The sequence below is a fragment of the Cupriavidus sp. FW306-1B-F12B genome (genome assembly GCF_058781795.1).
This window is the reverse complement of sequence record NZ_JBYSXC010000001.1, coordinates 134782-151832: the sequence shown is the minus strand read 5'-3', so window position 1 is coordinate 151832 and position 17051 is coordinate 134782. Positions and strand designations below refer to the sequence as shown.

General features: G+C 67.6%; 14 protein-coding genes. 10 read left to right on the top strand and 4 right to left on the bottom strand.

The window, feature by feature from the left end; all coding sequences use genetic code 11:
• Positions 1-3: 3 nt before the first annotated feature.
• Together AC3WLE_RS00650 and AC3WLE_RS00645 are read left to right on the top strand one after the other, a co-directional pair.
• A complete protein-coding gene (locus AC3WLE_RS00650; RefSeq protein WP_492355740.1) occupies positions 4-3471 on the top strand; it encodes an adenylate/guanylate cyclase domain-containing protein in 3468 nt (1155 codons plus the stop codon).
• Positions 3468-4112, top strand: coding sequence for an HD domain-containing protein (locus AC3WLE_RS00645; RefSeq protein WP_492351074.1), 645 nt, complete (start codon positions 3468-3470; stop codon positions 4110-4112). Before AC3WLE_RS00650 ends, AC3WLE_RS00645 begins: the two co-directional genes overlap by 4 nt.
• Here AC3WLE_RS00645 and AC3WLE_RS00640 read toward each other — a convergent pair.
• Positions 4093-5124 carry a patatin-like phospholipase family protein gene (locus AC3WLE_RS00640; protein ID WP_492316953.1) on the bottom strand — a complete coding sequence of 344 codons (1032 nt, stop codon included), beginning with the start codon at positions 5122-5124 and terminating at the stop codon, positions 4093-4095. The genes AC3WLE_RS00645 and AC3WLE_RS00640 overlap by 20 nt on opposite strands.
• 305 nt (positions 5125-5429) lie before the next feature.
• Between AC3WLE_RS00640 and AC3WLE_RS00635 the strand changes: the two genes are divergently transcribed.
• Together AC3WLE_RS00635 and AC3WLE_RS00630 are read left to right on the top strand one after the other, a co-directional pair.
• Positions 5430-6881 (top strand): sensor domain-containing diguanylate cyclase, encoded by a 1452-nt coding sequence (locus AC3WLE_RS00635; RefSeq protein ID WP_492355739.1) that lies wholly within the window; start codon positions 5430-5432, stop codon positions 6879-6881.
• A 64-nt stretch (positions 6882-6945) separates the two neighbouring features.
• The gene (locus AC3WLE_RS00630) at positions 6946-7551 is read left to right on the top strand and encodes a T6SS immunity protein Tli4 family protein (RefSeq protein WP_492355738.1); all 606 of its coding nucleotides are present in this window, start codon (positions 6946-6948) and stop codon (positions 7549-7551) included.
• Positions 7552-7568: 17 nt separating this feature from the next.
• On the opposite strand, the gene AC3WLE_RS00625 is transcribed toward AC3WLE_RS00630, so the two are convergent.
• Positions 7569-8111 (bottom strand): MarR family winged helix-turn-helix transcriptional regulator, encoded by a 543-nt coding sequence (locus tag AC3WLE_RS00625; protein ID WP_492316923.1) that lies wholly within the window; start codon positions 8109-8111, stop codon positions 7569-7571.
• A gap of 95 nt (positions 8112-8206) precedes the next feature.
• Here AC3WLE_RS00625 and AC3WLE_RS00620 point away from each other — a divergent pair, with 95 nt between their 5' ends.
• The 3 genes from AC3WLE_RS00620 (at position 8207) to AC3WLE_RS00610 (ending at position 11484) form a co-directional block, all read left to right on the top strand.
• Entirely contained in the window at positions 8207-9184 is a 978-nt protein-coding gene (locus AC3WLE_RS00620) for a Bug family tripartite tricarboxylate transporter substrate binding protein (RefSeq protein ID WP_492351071.1), read from the top strand.
• 17 nt (positions 9185-9201) lie between these two features.
• Entirely contained in the window at positions 9202-10770 is a 1569-nt protein-coding gene (locus tag AC3WLE_RS00615; RefSeq protein ID WP_492355737.1) for a sulfatase-like hydrolase/transferase, read from the top strand.
• 189 nt (positions 10771-10959) lie between these two features.
• Entirely contained in the window at positions 10960-11484 is a 525-nt protein-coding gene (locus AC3WLE_RS00610) for a host attachment protein (RefSeq protein WP_492316920.1), read from the top strand.
• Positions 11485-11534: 50 nt separating this feature from the next.
• Here AC3WLE_RS00610 and AC3WLE_RS00605 read toward each other — a convergent pair whose 3' ends face one another.
• Both AC3WLE_RS00605 and AC3WLE_RS00600 read right to left on the bottom strand, forming a co-directional pair.
• A complete protein-coding gene (locus tag AC3WLE_RS00605) occupies positions 11535-11789 on the bottom strand; it encodes a hypothetical protein (protein ID WP_492316919.1) in 255 nt (84 codons plus the stop codon).
• Between the two features lie 270 nt (positions 11790-12059).
• Entirely contained in the window at positions 12060-12770 is a 711-nt protein-coding gene (locus AC3WLE_RS00600) for a GntR family transcriptional regulator (protein WP_492316918.1), read from the bottom strand.
• A gap of 174 nt (positions 12771-12944) precedes the next feature.
• On the opposite strand from AC3WLE_RS00600, the gene AC3WLE_RS00595 reads away from it, so the two are divergent.
• Genes AC3WLE_RS00595 through AC3WLE_RS00585 form a run of 3 tightly spaced genes read left to right on the top strand, consistent with a single transcriptional unit; the run spans position 12945 to position 17035 of the window.
• A complete protein-coding gene (locus AC3WLE_RS00595; protein ID WP_492316917.1) occupies positions 12945-14618 on the top strand; it encodes a GMC family oxidoreductase in 1674 nt (557 codons plus the stop codon).
• Positions 14619-14667: 49 nt separating this feature from the next.
• The gene (locus AC3WLE_RS00590) at positions 14668-15579 is read left to right on the top strand and encodes a TauD/TfdA dioxygenase family protein (RefSeq protein ID WP_492355736.1); all 912 of its coding nucleotides are present in this window, start codon (positions 14668-14670) and stop codon (positions 15577-15579) included.
• Positions 15580-15613: 34 nt separating this feature from the next.
• A complete protein-coding gene (locus AC3WLE_RS00585; protein ID WP_492355735.1) occupies positions 15614-17035 on the top strand; it encodes an aldehyde dehydrogenase family protein in 1422 nt (473 codons plus the stop codon).
• Positions 17036-17051 lie beyond the last annotated feature (16 nt).

Sequence of the window (17051 nt, the reverse complement as noted above, 5' to 3'; positions counted from 1 at the left end):
GAAATGCGCTGCACCAGTTGCGGTTTCGCGAACCTTGCGGGAGCCAACTTCTGTGAGGCGTGCGGGGCGAAGCTTGGCCGAGCCTGCCCTCAGTGTGGCGAGGAGGCCACTGCAGCCGCGAAGTTCTGCCGCGCTTGCGGCTTTGCGCTGTCCGACACACCGGCCGGCACCGTTTCCATGCCAATGCCGGCCGCGGCCACGGCCCCGGTCCTCTACACCCCGCCCCACCTTGCCGGGCGCATCCTGGCCGAGCAGGCGGCAATGGAGGCCAGGGGCGAGACTGCCGGCGAGCGCAAGACCATCACCGCGCTGTTTGCCGACATGGCGGGCTCGACCGCGCTGACGCAGGACCTCGACCCCGAAGACGCGCGCCGGCTGATCGACCCCGTGGTGACGCTGATGATGGAAGCCGTCCACCACTATGAGGGCTATGTGGCCAAGTTCCTCGGCGACGGCATCCTGGCGCTGTTCGGCGCCCCGATTGCCCACGAGGACCATGCCTTGCGCGCGCTGTACGCGGCGCTGCGCATGCAGGACGCGATGCATCGCCACAGCGACCGGGTGCGGCTGGAGCAAGGCATCCCGCTGCAGATCCGGATCGGCGTCCATACCGGCGAAGTCGTGGTGCGCTCGATCCGCAAGGATGACCTGCACACCGACTACGATCCGGTCGGGCACACCATCCATATCGCCTCGCGCATGGAGGGGATTGCCACGCCGGCGTCGATCCTGGTCAGTGAATCGACCCACAAGCTCACCGAAGGCTATTTCGAGTTCACCGCGCTGGGGACCACCCATGTCAAGGGCGTGCGGGATCCGCTCGCGGTATATGAAGTCGTCGGCCTGGGCGCCTTGCGCACGCGCCTGCAGGTGGCGGCGCACCGCGGCCTGGCCAGGTTTGTCGGGCGCCAGGATGAGCTGGCGCACTTGCACGCGGCGCTGGGGCAGGCCAAGGCGGGGCACGGGCGCATTGTTGCAGTGGTCGGCGAAGCGGGGGTCGGCAAGTCCCGGCTGTTCCATGAATTCAAGGTCAGGTCGCAGCAGGGCTGCCTGGCGCTGGAGACCTTCTCGGTCTCGCACGGCAAGGCGTTTGCCTACCTGCCGCTGATCGAGATGCTGAAGAGCTATTTCCAGATCACGGCGCAGGACGGCGACCGCAGCTGCCGCGAAAAGATGACCGGCAGGCTGCTGACGCTGGACCGTTCGCTGGAAGAACACCTGCCCTACCTGCTCTACCTGCTCGGCACCATCGAGCCCGACTCGCCGTTGCCGACCATGGACCCGACCATCCGGCGCCAGCGCACCTTCGAGGCGATTGCGCGGCTGCTGGTCCGGGAAAGCCTAAACCAGCCGCTGGAAGTCATTTTCGAAGACCTGCAATGGCTGGACGGTGAGACCGAGGCCTTCCTCAACATGCTGATCGACCATGTGCCCGGCGCGCGGATCCTGCTGCTGGTGAACTACCGGCCGGAGTACAGCCATCGCTGGAATGCGGACGGGCATTATTCGCAGCTGCAGCTGCAGCCGCTGGGGCAGGCGGAGGCGCAGGAACTGCTGACGGCCCTGCTCGGGGACGACCGCAGCCTGGTGCCGCTGAAGCGGCTGATCCTCGACAAGACCGAAGGCAACCCCTTCTTCATGGAGGAAGTGGTCCAGACCCTGGCCGAGGAAGGCGCGCTGCTCGGCCAGCCCGGCTGCTACCGCATCGAGACCGCGCCGGCCCTGCTCCATATCCCCACCACCGTGCAAGGCGTGCTGGCCGCCCGTATCGACCGGCTGCCGCTGGCCCAGAAGGAGCTGTTGCAGACCCTGGCCGTGATCGGCAAGGAGTTCCCGCTGAGCCTGGTCCTGCGCGTGACCGGCTTGCCGGAAGACCACTTGCATCCGCTGCTGTCCGACCTGCAGGCTGCGGATTTCATCTACGAACGGCCGGCATTCCCTGAGGTCGAGTACGCCTTCAAGCACGCGCTGACCCAGGAGGTGGCCGGCAGCTCGCTGCTCACCGAGCGGCGCAGCGCCTTGCATGAAAGCTCCGCCCAGGCCATCGAGGCGCTCTTCCATGGCCGGCTCAAGGACTACTGCAGCGAACTGGCGCACCACTATAGCAACAGCGGCAACATCCCGAAGGCGGTCGAGTACCTGCACTGCGCCGGCCAGCAGGCCCTGCTGCGCTCGGCGCAGGCCGAAGCGATCCGGCACCTGAGCTCCGCCATCGACCTGCTCAAGCGGCAACCCGACAGTGCCGAACGCGCGCGCCAGGAACTGACGCTGCTGCTTGCGCTCGGGCCCGCCCTGATTGCGGCCAGGGGCCAGGCATCGCCCGAAGTCGAGGGCAATTACCGGCGGGCGCTGGCCTTGTGCGAGCAAGGCCAGCAGACGCCCTACCTGTTCTCGGCACAACTGGGGCTATGGGCCTTCTATCAGCTGCGTGCGCAATACCAGGTCTCGCTGCCTTTGGGCAAGCGGCTGCTTGCGCTGGCCATGAAGTCGCAGAAACCCAAGCAGCTGGCGGAGGGCCATCGCGCGATCGGCGCCACGCTGTTCCGCCTTGGCATGCTGGACGCCGCGCGCAAGCATGTTGAGGCGGTGCTCGCGGTGCCGCATCCTGAGCAACCGGCGTACGACTTCCTGACGGGCTACGGGCGCGACCCGGCCGTCCACGCCACCAGTACGCTGGGCTGGATCCTGTGGTACCAGGGGTTGGCGGACCAGGCACTGGCGCGCTGCCAGGAGGCGCTGGCCATGGCCCGCTCCCGCCCGGATGCGTACAACCTTGCGCTGTGCCTGGTGTTTGCCGCGGAACAGCATCGCTGCCGGCACGAAGTCCGGCTGACACAGGAATACGCCGAAGCCGCCATCGCCATCTCGGGCGAACAGGGTTTTCCGATCTACCTGGCGTGGGGCACCGTGCTGCAGGGCTGGGCCATGGCGGAGCTCGGCAGTCACCAGGAAGGCATCGCGCTGATGCGCCAGGGCGTGGCCGCCTATGAGGCCACCGGCGGCAGGCTGGGCATGCCGAACCTGCTGGCCCTGGTTGCCGATGCCTGCGGCAAGGCCGGCCAGATCACCGCCGCGCTGGACGTGCTAACGCAGGCACAAGCGCTGGTGGAAGAGACCGGAGAGCGGCTCGACGAGGCAACCGTGTACCGGCTGCGCGCCGAGATTCTGCTGCAGCTGTCGGCAGAGCGCCCTCCGTCGCCGGCCGCGCAGGAGGAAGCCGAGGCCTGCTTCCAGCGGGCCATCACGGTCGCCCAGGAACAAGGTGCAAAGCCGCTGGAGCTGCAGGCCACCCTGAGCCTGGCCCGGCTGTGGCGGCAACAAGGCAAGGTCGACGCGGCGCGTGAAGTGCTGGCGCGGGTCCACGGCAGCTTCAGCGAGGGCACCGACACCGCGGACTGGCAGGAGGCCCAGGCGCTGCTTGCAGCGCTGGCGGCCGACCTGGCCAATACCCCGGAGCGCCCCCACGCATGACCTCGACGCCAGGCCTCCCCCTACAAGACCGCTTCGTCGCGCTGTGGACACGTGCGGGCGGCACGCACGCGGCCGACGCCTATGCAGATCTCGCCCGTTGCTACGGTGAGCCGACGCGGCACTACCACACCCTCGACCATGTCCGCCGCTGCCTGCAAGACCTGGACTGGGCGCGCAGCGCGATACCGGATACCGACGAGGTGGAACTGGCGCTCTGGTGCCACGACGTCATCTACGTGCCCGGCGCCACGGACAACGAGCAACGCAGCGCCGCATGGTTGCGCCATTGGTCGGCTGGCAGCATCGCCGCCGCCGCGCGCGTGGCCGCCCTGATCCTGGAAACCACCCACGCCGAAGTGCCGGCTAGCCTGGCCGGCCGCTTCACCGCCGACATCGACCTGGCGGCGCTGGGCTGCAGCCGCGCGCGCTTCCAGGAAAATGGCGCCAACCTGCGCGCCGAACGCACCGACCTGGACGACGCCGCCTATGACGCCGCCGAGCGCGCCTTCCTGGGTGCGCTGCTGGCCAGCCCGCGCATCTACACCACCGACCTGTTCCAGGCGCGCTACGAGGCGCAGGCACGGGCCAACCTGACGTGGCGACTGGCGCAGCCGGCCTGGCCTACAGGAACTCTCCGCTGATATCGATGCTGGAGCGCTGGCCCACGCTGTCGTAGTGCTGCTCCAGCCACCGGCTCGCTTCTGCGCGGCCCTTGTCGCGCAGCGAGCACAGGAAATCCCAGTCGGCGTTGTACTTGGTGGAGACCCCCAGCGCGGCCATGGTCTGGTCCGAGCGGATCGAATGGATCCACACCTCCTTCATTTCAGTGCCGTCGAGCTTGCCCTGCTGGATCAGCGACGTGACGAAGGCAATGGCGCGCATCTCGCGCATCAGCGACGAGTTGAAGCTGACCTCATTGACGCGGTTCAGGATATCCGCGGCCGTGGTCGGCACGCCGTGGCGCACGATCGGGTTGATATGGACGATCACCACATCGTGGGTCTGGCAGTGATAGATCAGCGGGAAGATCGCCGGGTTGCCGACATAGCCGCCATCCCAGTAGTGCTGGCCGTCGATGCTGACCGCCTGGAACAGCGTGGGCACGCAGGCCGAGGCCAGCACGGCGTCGATGCTGAGTTCCTCGGGCGGGAAGATGCGTATCCGGCTGGTCTCGATATTGGTCGCACACAGGTACAGCCGGATCGGGCAATGCTCGCGCAGTGCCGCAAAGTCGACCTGGCTGCCGAGCACGTCGCGCAGCGGATTGAGGTTGTTGGGATTGAACTGGTACGGCGACAGCAGGCGCAGCGCGATGTCGGCCATCGCATACATCGGCGAATGGTTCAGGCCCAGCGTATGGCTGCTCTTGAACCAAGGCAGCCACCGGAACGGGTTGTAGCGCTGCGCCGAGTGCGCGATCGCCTCCCAGAAATCATGCAAGGCCAGGCGTGCGCCGTCACTGCCGCCCTGCAGCAGCCCGTAGGCCAGCACGGTGGCGTTCATGGCCCCGGCACTGGTGGCGCTGACGCCTTCGATCGCCAGCCTGCCGTCCTCCAGCAGCCGGTCGAGCACGCCCCAGGTAAAGGCGCCATGCATGCCGCCGCCCTGCAGGGCGAGCGCCACAGGCTTGGGTTGTGCAGGCTCTGGCTGCATGCGTTCTTCCCTTCAGCGGCGGCAACCCGCCATGCTCAAGTGTAGGGAAGAACTGTGCGTGCAGCGTAGTGCCGGACGCGCGCAGTGGCACACAGCAGGTATGCCCTGGCCAGATGGGAGCCAGGGCCGCAAGCTCCGGCGCTGGCGCATAACGCAACTGAGCCAGGCTGCGGCCAGGTACTACAATGGCCGCATAAAAAGCAGAACAGCTTTCCTTCGTGCGTCAAATACCTCACTTTCCGGCCCGCAAAGCCACTTTCCGCCCGGCCTCCCTGATCGTTGCCGCCAGCCTTGTCCTGGTCTGCATGATCGCGGCCCTTGGCGCGCTCGCCCTGGTGCAGATGCGCAGGGATGCACTGGACAATGCCGGCGAGGCCTCGGCCAACCTGGCGCTGACGCTGGAACGCAGCATCACGCGCAACCTGCAGATCCACGAGCTGGCGATCGGGGGCGTGGTGGAAGCCATGCACGACCCCGCACTGCTGGCGCAGCCGCCGGCGCTGCGCCAGCGGCTGCTGTTCGACCGCTCGATCAATGCCGAAGACATGGGCTCGCTGCTGGTCACCGACGCCAACGGCACGCTGGTGTTCGACTCGCACCAGTGGCCGCCGCGCCCGGTCAACGTCTCCGACCGCGACTACTTCCAGGCCCACCGCAGCGGCGATCACAGCGGCCTGTTCCTGAGCCGGCCGTTCCAGCCGCGCCTGACGCCGGAAAACAAGTCCATCGGCATCAGCCGGCGGCTCTCCGGGGCGGACGGCAGCTTTGCCGGCATCGTGGTCGGCACCTTGCGCCTGAACTACTTCCGCAAGCTGTTCGATGGCGTAAGCCTTGGCGCGGGCGGCACCCTGACGCTGCTGCGCACGGACGGCACCATCATCATGCGGCGGCCCTATGAAGCCGAATCGATCGGGCGCGACATCTCCGGCAGCCCGTCGTTTGCACCGCTGCTGCAAGGCACGCAAGGCACGTTTATCGGCGTCGCGGCAGTCGACGGAGTGCAGCGGCTCTACAGCTTCAGGCGCATTCCGGGCTTTCCGCTGCTGGTCGTGGTGGGACGCGCCACCCACGACGTGCTGGCACCGTGGTACAAGCGCGCCTGGGTGTTCGGGGCGCTGATCATCGCGCTGGACGCCGCCATCATCGCGCTCTCGGTATTGCTGTCGCGCCAATGGCGGCGCCGCGCCGAGATGGAAGAGCACCTGCGCTGGATGGTCAACACCGATGGCCTGACCGGTCTTGGCAGCCGCCGTGCGCTGGACGACGCCGCCGACGTGGAATGGCGGCGCGCGCGCCGCCACAGCCAGCCTTTGTCGCTGCTGATGCTGGACGTCGACCACTTCAAGGAATTCAATGACCGCTACGGCCACCAGGCCGGTGACGATGCGCTGGCCGCGGTGGGCGCCTGCATCCAGCGCCAGGTGCGGCGGCCGGGCGACTATGCGGGGCGCTATGGCGGCGAAGAGTTTGCCATCCTGCTGCCGCACACCAACGCTGCCGGCGGGGCCGCCATGGCGGAGGCCATCCGCGCCGCCATCGAGGCCTTGCAGATTCCGAACTCGGCCGGCGCCGACGGGCACTTGACGGTCAGCATCGGTGCGGTGACCGATGCCAACAGCCCCGGCAACGAAAAGGATTTCGCGGAGCTGCGCGCCTTCCTCCGTGCCGGCGACGAAGCGCTTTACCTGGCCAAGCGCTCCGGGCGCAATTGCGTTGCAACCTTCGGCACGACGATGGCAGTGGCAACGGCGCCTTGAACCAGGCAGGATGAGGACGAAAAGGCAGGCCGTCGCATCTGCTGGCAGTAGCGGAATATTCCGCATGACTGCCATGAACTGTCTAAATTTTCCGGTTTTCCGAAATGTCTTCGAACCTGGTCTGCTGACTTCGATTGCCGAGCAAAGGAAGTACCTGGGTAGCCGCTACCCGCAATTGACGACCCTGCGCGAGGGCAAGCACACGGTCGGCGTCTGGCAAGGCGAAGAATCCCTGGTCCGCCGTGCGGATGGCACACATGACTTCGAGTGGGAAGCTGTTGGCAGGGAGCGAACGACGCTGCATCCGGCAGTGATCGGCGCCAAGATGTACACCAAGGTGGCGGCCAATCGCATCGGCGCTGCGGATCAGGCCTCGCTGACGGACGAGGAAGCTGTAGCCCTCTGGGACAGGCTGCTGGATGGTGTGCGCTTCCGCGTGAACGCACCGCCGACGCAGACCGGCGATCCGGTCACGGTGCGCTCAGGCGAAACCACACCTCTGTCCGGCATCTGGCGCGCCTCGCTTCCGACCGGACACCCTCAGGCGGATTGGGTGGCCAGCAAGTCCGGCATCCTGCGGCAAAAAGGAATGCCGATGATCCGCTTCGGGCTTTTGCCGGCCGACGAAGCGCTGGTTGTCTGGACGTGGATGGACGAGGCCAGCACGTGAGCCCCTGCCGCATCATCTTAGGCCCGCCAGACCTGCAGCAGATCCCACGCCGGCTCCGGCCCTTCGGACTGTGGCAACGCCTGTGCCTCAACCAACATCGAGCCGGCCTGCGCCTGCAGCTTGTCCAGGCAGCGCGACAGCACGCGCGCCTCTTCCGCCGTCAGGCATGCAGCCAGCCGCGTATTGAAATCCCGCGCCTGCGCGAACGCCGCACGGTAAACGGCTTCGCCTTGCTCGGTCAGCGTGAAGGCTGCGGCGCGCCGGTCCTGGGTGCGCGTTTCGCGCCGGACCAGGCCGCGTTCCACCAGGGCGTGGACGGCGCGGCTGGCCAGCACCTTGTCAAGGCCGGCGCTTTCGGCCAGTTCGGTCAGCCGGGTTCCGGGCTGCTCGCCAAGGAAGGAGATCATGCGCCATTCGCGCCGCGTGACGCCCGCCCTGGCGCGCAGGTGCAGCGCCGCGGCGCCCAGCGCGACGCGGTTCAGGTGGTAGACCCGGTAGTTGATGAAATCTGCCAGCCGCTGCGGACGCTGCAGGCGGGTGCCGCTGTTGTCGTGTGCCATGCCACATCTGCCAGTTAGTTGACTTTGTCAATTATATCGACGGGTGTTAGCTTGCATCGACGCCGCTCGCCGGCGGACAACAAACTGGAGACATCGTGAGCCCTCGCACCCTACTTCCCCGCTTCGCCGCGTGCCTGCTGGCCGTTGCCGCGGCATGGTCCGCACCCGCCAGCGCGCAGTCGGACCGTCCGCTGCGCATCCTGGTGGGCTACCCGGCCGGCGGCACCGCCGACCTCGCCGCACGCCTGGTCGGCGACAAGCTGCGCGAGACCCTGAACCAGACCGTGGTCATCGAGAACAAGCCCGGCGCCGGCGGGCGGCTGGTGATGGACTACGCGCGTACGCAGCCGGCCGACGGCAATACCCTGGTGGTGGCCAACTCGGCGGTGATGACGATTGCGCCGCTGGTCTACCGCAAGCTCAACTACGATATCCAGCGCGATTTCACGCCCGTGGCGCAGGCCGCCAACTTCCAGCTGGCGCTCGCCACCGGGCCGGGCAGCCCGGCGCGCACGCTGAAGGACTATGTGGCATGGCTCAAGGCCAGCCCCCAGAACAACTCCTACGCCTCGCCGGCGCTGGGCAGCATCCCGCATTTCTTCGGGCTGATGGTCGGCAAGCAGGTTGGCATCGACATGCTGCACGTCCCCTTCAACGGCTCGGCGCCGCTGATGAGCGCGCTGGTCGGCGGCCAGGTGCCGGCTTCGGTCGATACCCTTGCCGACCTGACCGAAATGCACCGCGCCGGCAAGATCCGCGTGCTGGCGACTTCCGGCACGCAGCGCTCGGTGGCGCTGCCCGATGTGCCGACCTTCACCGAGCTTGGCTACAAGGGCATTGAAGGTGAAGGCCGCTACGGCCTGCTGGCGCCCGCGGGCACGCCGCGCCCGGTGCTCGACAAGCTCAACGCCGCCATCGTCAAGGCCGTGCAGTCGCCGGACGTGCGCGAGAAATTCCTCAAGCTGGGGCTGGAACCCGCAACCGGCCCGGCCGACGCCTTTGCCGGCGTGCTCAAGGCTGACGCCGGCAAGTGGGCACCGGTGGTCAAGGCGTCCGGCTATACCGGCGACTGAAGCGCGGCAAACCGACCATGACGATCCGCAATACCCTCTTCATCATGTGCGACCAGCTGCGGCGCGACCACCTGGGCTGCTACGGGCATCCGGCGCTGCGCACGCGCAATATCGATGCGCTGGCCGCGCGCGGCGTTCGCTTCGACCGCGCCTTCGTCGCGTCCGGGGTCTGCGGCCCCAGCCGCATGAGCTTCTATACCGGCCGCCATGTCAGCAGCCACGGCGCCACCTGGAACCGCGTGCCGCTGTCGGTGGGCGAAGTCACGCTGGGCGAATACCTGAAGCACAGCGGCCGCGCGCTGGCGCTGGCGGGCAAGACCCATGTGATGCCCGACAACGCCAACCTGAAGCGGCTCCACCTGGATGGCGGCACCGAGCTGGAAACGCTGCTGCGCAGCGGCCACTTCACCGAAGTCGACCGCCATGACGGCCACCACGCCGAGCCGCACAGCGCCTACGCCGACTGGCTGCGCCAGCAAGGCTACGACAGCGCGGATCCGTGGACCGACTACGTGATCAGCGCCGAGAACGAACGCGGCGAGATCGTCTCCGGCTGGCACATGCGCAACGCCGGCCTGCCCGCGCGCGTGGCCGAGCCGCACTCCGAGACCGCGTACACGGTCGACCAGGCGATGCGGTACATCGCCACGCGCGGCGACGATCCGTGGGTGCTGCACCTGTCGCTGGTCAAGCCGCACTGGCCCTACCTGGCGCCCGCGCCCTACCACGCCGCGTATTCGCTCGATGACTGCCTGCCGCTGCAGCGCCACGACGCCGAGCTGGAAGACCCGCACCCGGTGCTGTCGGCCTACCGCACGCAGGAAGAATGCGCCAACTTCACGCGCCAGGAAGTCTCGGACACGGTGCGCCCCGCCTACCAGGGCCTGATCCAGCAGATCGACGACCGGCTCGGCCAGCTCTGGGAACAGCTCGAACGCCTGGGCCGCTGGCAGGACACGCTGATCGTCTTCACCGCCGACCACGGCGATTTCCTGGGCGACCACTGGCTGGGCGAGAAGGAGCAGTTCTACGACACCGTGCAGAACATCCCGCTGATCGTCTACGATCCCTCGCCGGCAGCGGATGCCACGCGCGGCACCGCGCAGGCCAGCATGGTCAGCGCGGTCGACGTGGTGCCGACGGTGCTGGACGCACTGGGCCTGCCGCCGGCCGACCACCGCATCGAGGGCCGCTCGTTGCTGGACCTGACGCGCGCGGGCGAGCGCGCCGATGCCGGCAGCTGGCGCGATTTCGTCATATCCGAGCTGGACTACGCCTATCGCGGCGCTCGCGTTGCGCTGGGCCGCCACCCCGGCGAGTGCCGCGCCTGGATGGTGCGTGACGCGCGCTGGAAATACGTGCACTGGCAAGGGTTCCGGCCACAGCTGTTCGACCTGCAGAACGATCCGCAGGAGTATTTCGACCTGGGCAGCGACCCCGGCCACGAAGCCGTGCGCAGCGCCATGCGGTTGCGGTTGCTGGAATGGTTCTGCACGCTCAAGCCGCGCGTGACGGTAACCAACGAAGAGGTGGCGGCCAAGACCAATGTGTACAAGCAGGCCGGCGTGTTCTTTGGCGTATGGTGACAGATCGGCATGCCGGGGCCTGAAAAAGTTGCACAGCATCCCTGTCGATACTGCAACGGCATGGCCCTTGCGGCATCTGATGCTTGGCCCGGCGCCATCTGCGGCCCCGCCTTGTGCCCCTGCCCCGATGGCGTACCCCTTGCATCGAGGGCATGAGGCCCCGTGTTCGGGCCCGCAACCGGAGCGATCATGAAGAACATCTGGATCCTTGTGGCGGACGAATCCCTCGCCCGCATCTTTGCCTCGCACGCCGATAGCGCACCGCTCGAAGTGGTCGAGGAGATCACCGACGCGGCCGCGCATGCCGACCGCGCCGACCTGCGCCGCGACGCCTATGGCCGGCGTGGCCACGCTTCCGCGCAGGGAGACGTCGGCCACCCCGGTGCCCACCAGGTCGGACCTTCCACGGTCACCTCCTCGGCCGGGGAAGATGAACTGCACCAGGAAGCGCAGTTGTTTGCCCGCCGCGTGGCGGACTACCTTGCCGATGCGCGCAACAAGCAGCGCTTTGACTCACTGGCGCTGATTGCCGCGCCGCGTTTTCTCGGCCTGCTGCGCAAAGCCCTTCCCGCCGGGGTCACCGACGTCATCACGAAGGAAATTGGCAAGGACTTCACCCACGTGCCCAACAACGACCTGCAACAACGGCTCGCGGACGAAGACATCGTTCCCGCGCGCCGCGACGCGCGCGTCGTTACCGGCCGGGACCGATAGCGAAGCCGCGCAGCCGCCGGTGCCAGGCCACCGGCGGCTGTGCGCCGGCGTCAGCGGGCAGTGCCCGAGCCGCTGGCTGCACCGCTGCTGCCGCTCGAGGTGCCGCTCGGGCTGGTAGTGCTGGTGGCGCCGGACGTGCCGGTAGAAGTGCTTGTGCCAGGGGTGGTGCTGCGGCTGCGGCTCTGTTCGGTGACCGAACCGGAGCCGGACAGCGAGCCGGAGCCGGTGGTGCTGCCGGTGGCGGTGCAACCCGCCAGGATGCCAAGTGCGAGCAGGGCTGTGCCGATGCGTAGGGTTGTTTTCATGTCGTCCTCCATCTAGCAGGTTGGCGGCAAGCCTAGCTGCACGGCGCAGGCTGCCGGCGAGCGCGCTGGAACGCAGCTCTGCTGCGGAAGACGCAACTGACGTACCAGCGGCGCCATGTGACGATCGGCGCGAGTCCGTTGACCACGCGGCACCCGGCAATGCAGGAAAGGACATGACTGCGGCCCGGCCGCAGTAAGAAGTGCGCGCCGCGGGTAAAAGTTACCACGCCGGCGCAGTTCAGTTTCGACTGAAGATGGCAGACATCCGCGCTATCGCGTCAGTGTCCACTTATAGGCATAGCGGTCCGGACGGAACAGCAGTTCGCCGCACAACAACGGTGTGTCCTCGATGTCATGCGGCGTGCTGCGCAGGCGCAACAGCGGATCGCCCACGCCAACACCGAGCCGGCGCGCCACGTCCGCGGGCGCGGCGACGGCCGTGGCTTCCATCGCCACTTCCTTGAACCGGTATCCCAGCCGGCTCTCAAACAGCGCCATGGCATCGTTGGTTTCCAGGTCCTCCTGCACCAGGCGGCGCATCAGCGGCTCAGGACCCATCAGGGTGAAATGCGCCACGGCCGCGTCGTCCCAGTACCGCACGGTAGCCACGCTCAGCACCTTCTCGCCAGGCTGCAGACGCAGCGCCGCCGCCACATGGGCCGGCGCCCGCACCAGCCGTACCGACACCAGCTTGCCGTAGGCAAGCTGGCCACGGGCGCGTCCGGTTTCATAGAAGCCGGTCAGCGCGCCTAGGCTGGGCGTGTCCGAGGGGCGGGTCACGAAGCTGCCCTTGCCGTTGACCTTCTCGATCAGGCCGGCGTTGTGCAGCCCGGACAGGGCCTGGCGCACGGTGATCCGGCTGACCGCGAATTCCGTCACCAGCTCGGCCTCGGAAGGCAGCTTGGCGCCGGGCGCCCATGTGTTGCTGGCAATCCGCTGGCGAATCTCGTTTTCTATCTCTTTGAACCTGGGCAGCGCCACGTGTGTTCCGCCCTGGGCGGCTCCGAATGCTGGGTGGAACGGATTATACCTATCATGACAGGTCGAGGCGAAACCCTATTGACCTGTCATAACAGGTAATGGCAGTATCGCCCATCGGCAGCTACCTGCACCCACAGGAAAGCACCGTCAAAAGCCGCTCAGGAGACACAGAAATTGAAGACCAACGCATCGCAGGGCGCCGCCACTCCGGCGGCTGAATTCGACTACATCGTGATCGGCGCCGGGTCAGCCGGTTGCGCCGTGGCTGGGCGCCTGGCCGAAGACACGGACGCAACCGTGGCGCTGCTCGAGGCGGGGCCGCATGACCATCACTTCTCGGTCTGGGCGCCGGTGGGCATTGCCGCGGTCGTCCCCAAGGCCGGGCCACGCAACTACGCCTACTACACCGAACCGCAACCGGGCCTGAATGGCCGCCGCTCCTACCAGCCGCGCGGGCGCGGCCTGGGCGGCAGTTCCTCGATCAACGGCATGGTCTATATCCGCGGCCATCGGCACGATTACGACGGCTGGGCCGCGCTCGGTTGCCGGGGCTGGGGCTTCGACGACGTCCTGCCCTACTTCCGCCGCAGCGAGCGCAATCCGCGCCTGGCCAGCCAGGAACATGCGCTGCACGGCAACGACGGGCCGCTGCACGTGAGCGACCTGCGCTCGCCCAATCCGTTTGCGCAACGCTTTGTCCAGGCAGCGATCCAGGCCGGCCTGCCTCACAACGGCGACTTCAATGGCCACAGCCAGGAAGGCGCCGGCCTGTACCAGGTAACGCAGCGCAACGGCGAACGCTGGAACTCGGCGCGGGCCTACCTGCACAGCGGCAATGCCGCGGACACGGCGCTGAATGGCGGCCGTCGCGGCCTGGCGGTGCTGACCGATACGCAAGCGCTGCGGATCGTGTTCGAAGGCAAGCGCGCTGTCGGGGTGGAAGTCGTGCGCGGTGGGGCGGTGCAGATCCTGCGCGCACGGCGCGAGATCGTGGTCAGCGGCGGCACCTTCAACTCGCCGCAGTTGCTGCTGGCATCCGGCATCGGCCCGGCCGCGCAACTGCGCAGCTTCGGCATCGACGTGGTCCATGACCTTCCGGGCGTGGGCGAGAACCTGCAGGACCACCTCGACATCATCATCAACAAGCAGCTGCAAACGACCGAGCTGTTCGGCAAGACTGGCCGCGGCATGCTGCGCCTGGCGCGCGAGGTGATGCGCTACCGGCGCAACCGCACCGGCATGGTCTCGTCCAATATCGCCGAGGCCGGTGCCTTCCTGCGCAGCCGCCCCGAGCTGGACATCCCGGATGTGCAGCTGCACTTTGCCGTGGCGCTGCTCGGCAACCGCAACCTGGGCAAGCTGGGCCACGGCTACTCCTGCCACGCCTGCGTGCTGCGCCCGAAGAGCCGCGGCCATGTGCGCCTGCGCAGTGCCGACATGCGCGAGACGCCGGTGATCGATCCGCGCTTCCTGTCGGCCGAGGAAGACATGGCGGGCATGGTCGCAGGCGTGCGGGCGATCCGCCGCATCTTTGCGCAGCCCGCGCTGGCGCAGCACGGCGGGCGCGAAGTCCTGACCGACGCTTTCGGCCCCGACAGCAGCAATGAAGCCGCCATCCGCGACTTCGTGCGCACGCACGCGGACACGGTCTACCACCCGGTCGGCACCTGCAAGATGGGCGTCGACAACATGGCGGTAGTCGACCCGGAACTGCGCGTGCACGGCGTCGAGGGCCTGCGCGTCGCTGACGCATCGATCATGCCGACGCTGATCGGCGGCAACACCAACGCCCCCGCCATCATGATCGGCGAAAAGGCTGCGGACCTGATCAGGGCCTCGCACCGCTGAGCCGGTCATTCCCCCCTGCATTGGCAACACAACACCGAGGAGACACCCCATGCAAGCCACTGCCGCAACCACCATCAGCCCGCAAGCCTACCGGGCGCAGGACAACGAAGACTTTCCCTTTACCGTGCGCCGCTGCACGCCGACGATCGGCGCCGAAGTCGAAGGCATCGATTTCCGCGAGACGCTGGACCACGAAACCTACCTCTCGCTGCGCCGCGCACTGCTGAAGTACAAGGTGCTGTTCTTCCGCAAGCAGGCGATCACGCCGGCCCAGCACGTAGCCGTGGCGCGCCGCTTCGGCGAGCTGGAAGTGCATCCGATGCTCACCAACCACCCGGAACATCCCGAACTGGTTGTATTCGGGCGCGATGGCACGACGCGCGGACGCGAGAACCTTTACCACTCGGACGTTACCTGGCGCATGGTCCCGTCGATGGGTTCGATGCTGCGCTGCCTGGAATGCCCGGAGGTCGGCGGCGATACCATCTGGATCAATATGGTCGCGGCCTATGAAAACCTGCCGCAGGACATGAAGGCCCGCATCGCCAACCTGAAGGCCGTGCACGACGCGATGCCGACCTTCGGCTCGGCGCTGAACGAAGAAAAATACGCGGAGATGCGCGCCAAGTTTCCGCCGATGGTGCACCCGGTGGTACGCACGCACCCGGAAACCGGCGAGAAGATCCTGTTCGTCAACGAAGCCTTCACCACGCATTTCGCCAACTTCGCCAAGGAACAGCCGTACCGCATCGGCTCCGACTACCGGCCCGCGGAACTGGACCTGCTGCAGTACCTGTACCGCCAGGCCGCCGCGCCGGAGTACCAGGTGCGGCTGCGCTGGCAGCCGGACACCATCGCGCTCTGGGACAACCGCTCCACGCAACATTACGCGGTGCAGGATTACTTCCCGGCCGTGCGCCATATGAACCGCGCCACCATCATCGGCGACCGTCCGGTCTGACCCTATCCACCCACAAACTTCCGAGGCAACCGGCATGAACATCGTCGACAAGTTCTATATCAACGGCAAGTGGGTGCAGCCCGCAGCGGGCGCGACCCAGGCCGACATCATAGACCCAACCACCGAAGCGGTCGCCGGCGAGCTCGCCATGGGCACCCCGGCGGACGTGGACCAGGCCGTGGCCGCAGCGCGCGCGGCATTCCCGGCCTGGTCGGTGTCCACGCGTGAAACCCGCATCGCCCTGCTCGAGCGCATCATCGCCGCCTACCAGGCGCGCATCGGCGACCTGGCGCAGGCGGTGCGCCAGGAGATCGGCGCACCGATCACGCTGGCCACCAACGTGCAGGCCGCGATCGGCCTGGCACAGTTGCAGGCAACGCTGCAGACGCTGCGCGGCTTCGAGTTCGAAACCACGCGCGGCAAGAGCTGCATCCTGCGCGAGGCCATCGGCGTAGCGGCGCTGATCACGCCGTGGAACTGGCCGCTGAACCAGATCGCGGCCAAGGTGGCGCCGGCGCTGGCGGCGGGCTGCACCGTGGTGCTCAAGCCGTCCGAGATCGCGCCGCTGGACGCCCGCATCTTTGCCGAGATCATGGATGCCGCGGATACGCCACCGGGTGTCTTCAACATGATCTATGGCGAGGGCCGCACCGTGGGCGCGGCGCTATCGTCGCATCGCGACGTCGACATGGTGTCGATCACCGGCTCGACCCGCGCCGGCGTGGAAGTGGCCATCAGCGCCGCGCCCACGGTCAAGCGCGTGGCGCAGGAGCTGGGCGGCAAGTCGCCGATGATCAGCCTGGACGATGCCGACCTGCAGGCGGCGGTGACCAGCGGCGTGGCGCAGTGCATGCTCAACACCGGACAGACCTGCATCGCGCCGACGCGCATGCTGGTGCCGCGCTCGCGCTATGGGCAGGCCGTGCAGATTGCCGCCGCCGTCGCCAGCGCGGTCAAGGTGGGCGACCCGTCCGACCCCGAGACCAAGATGGGCCCGATCTCCAACCGCGGCCAGTACGACAAGGTGCAGCGCCTGATCGGGGTGGGCATCGAGGAAGGCGCGCGCGTGGCCGCAGGCGGCCCCGGCCGCCCCGACGGGCTGCAGCGCGGCTTCTATGCGCGCCCGACCATCTTTGCCGACGTGCGCAATGACATGACCATCGCGCGCGAAGAGATCTTCGGGCCGGTGATATGCCTGCTGCCGTACGACTCAGAAGACGAGGCGGTGGCAATCGCCAATGACACCGAGTTCGGCCTGGCCGCCTACATCGCGTCGTCCGACGCGGCGCGGGCACGCAAGCTGGCCGCCCGCCTGCGCGCCGGCAGCGTGCGCATCAACGGCGCGACAATGGACCTCACCGCGCCGTTCGGCGGCTACAAGACGTCCGGCAACGGGCGTGAATACGGCCCCGAAGGCATTGCCGAGTTCCTTGAAACCAAGACGGTGACAGGTTGAGCCTGCGCGCTCCCGC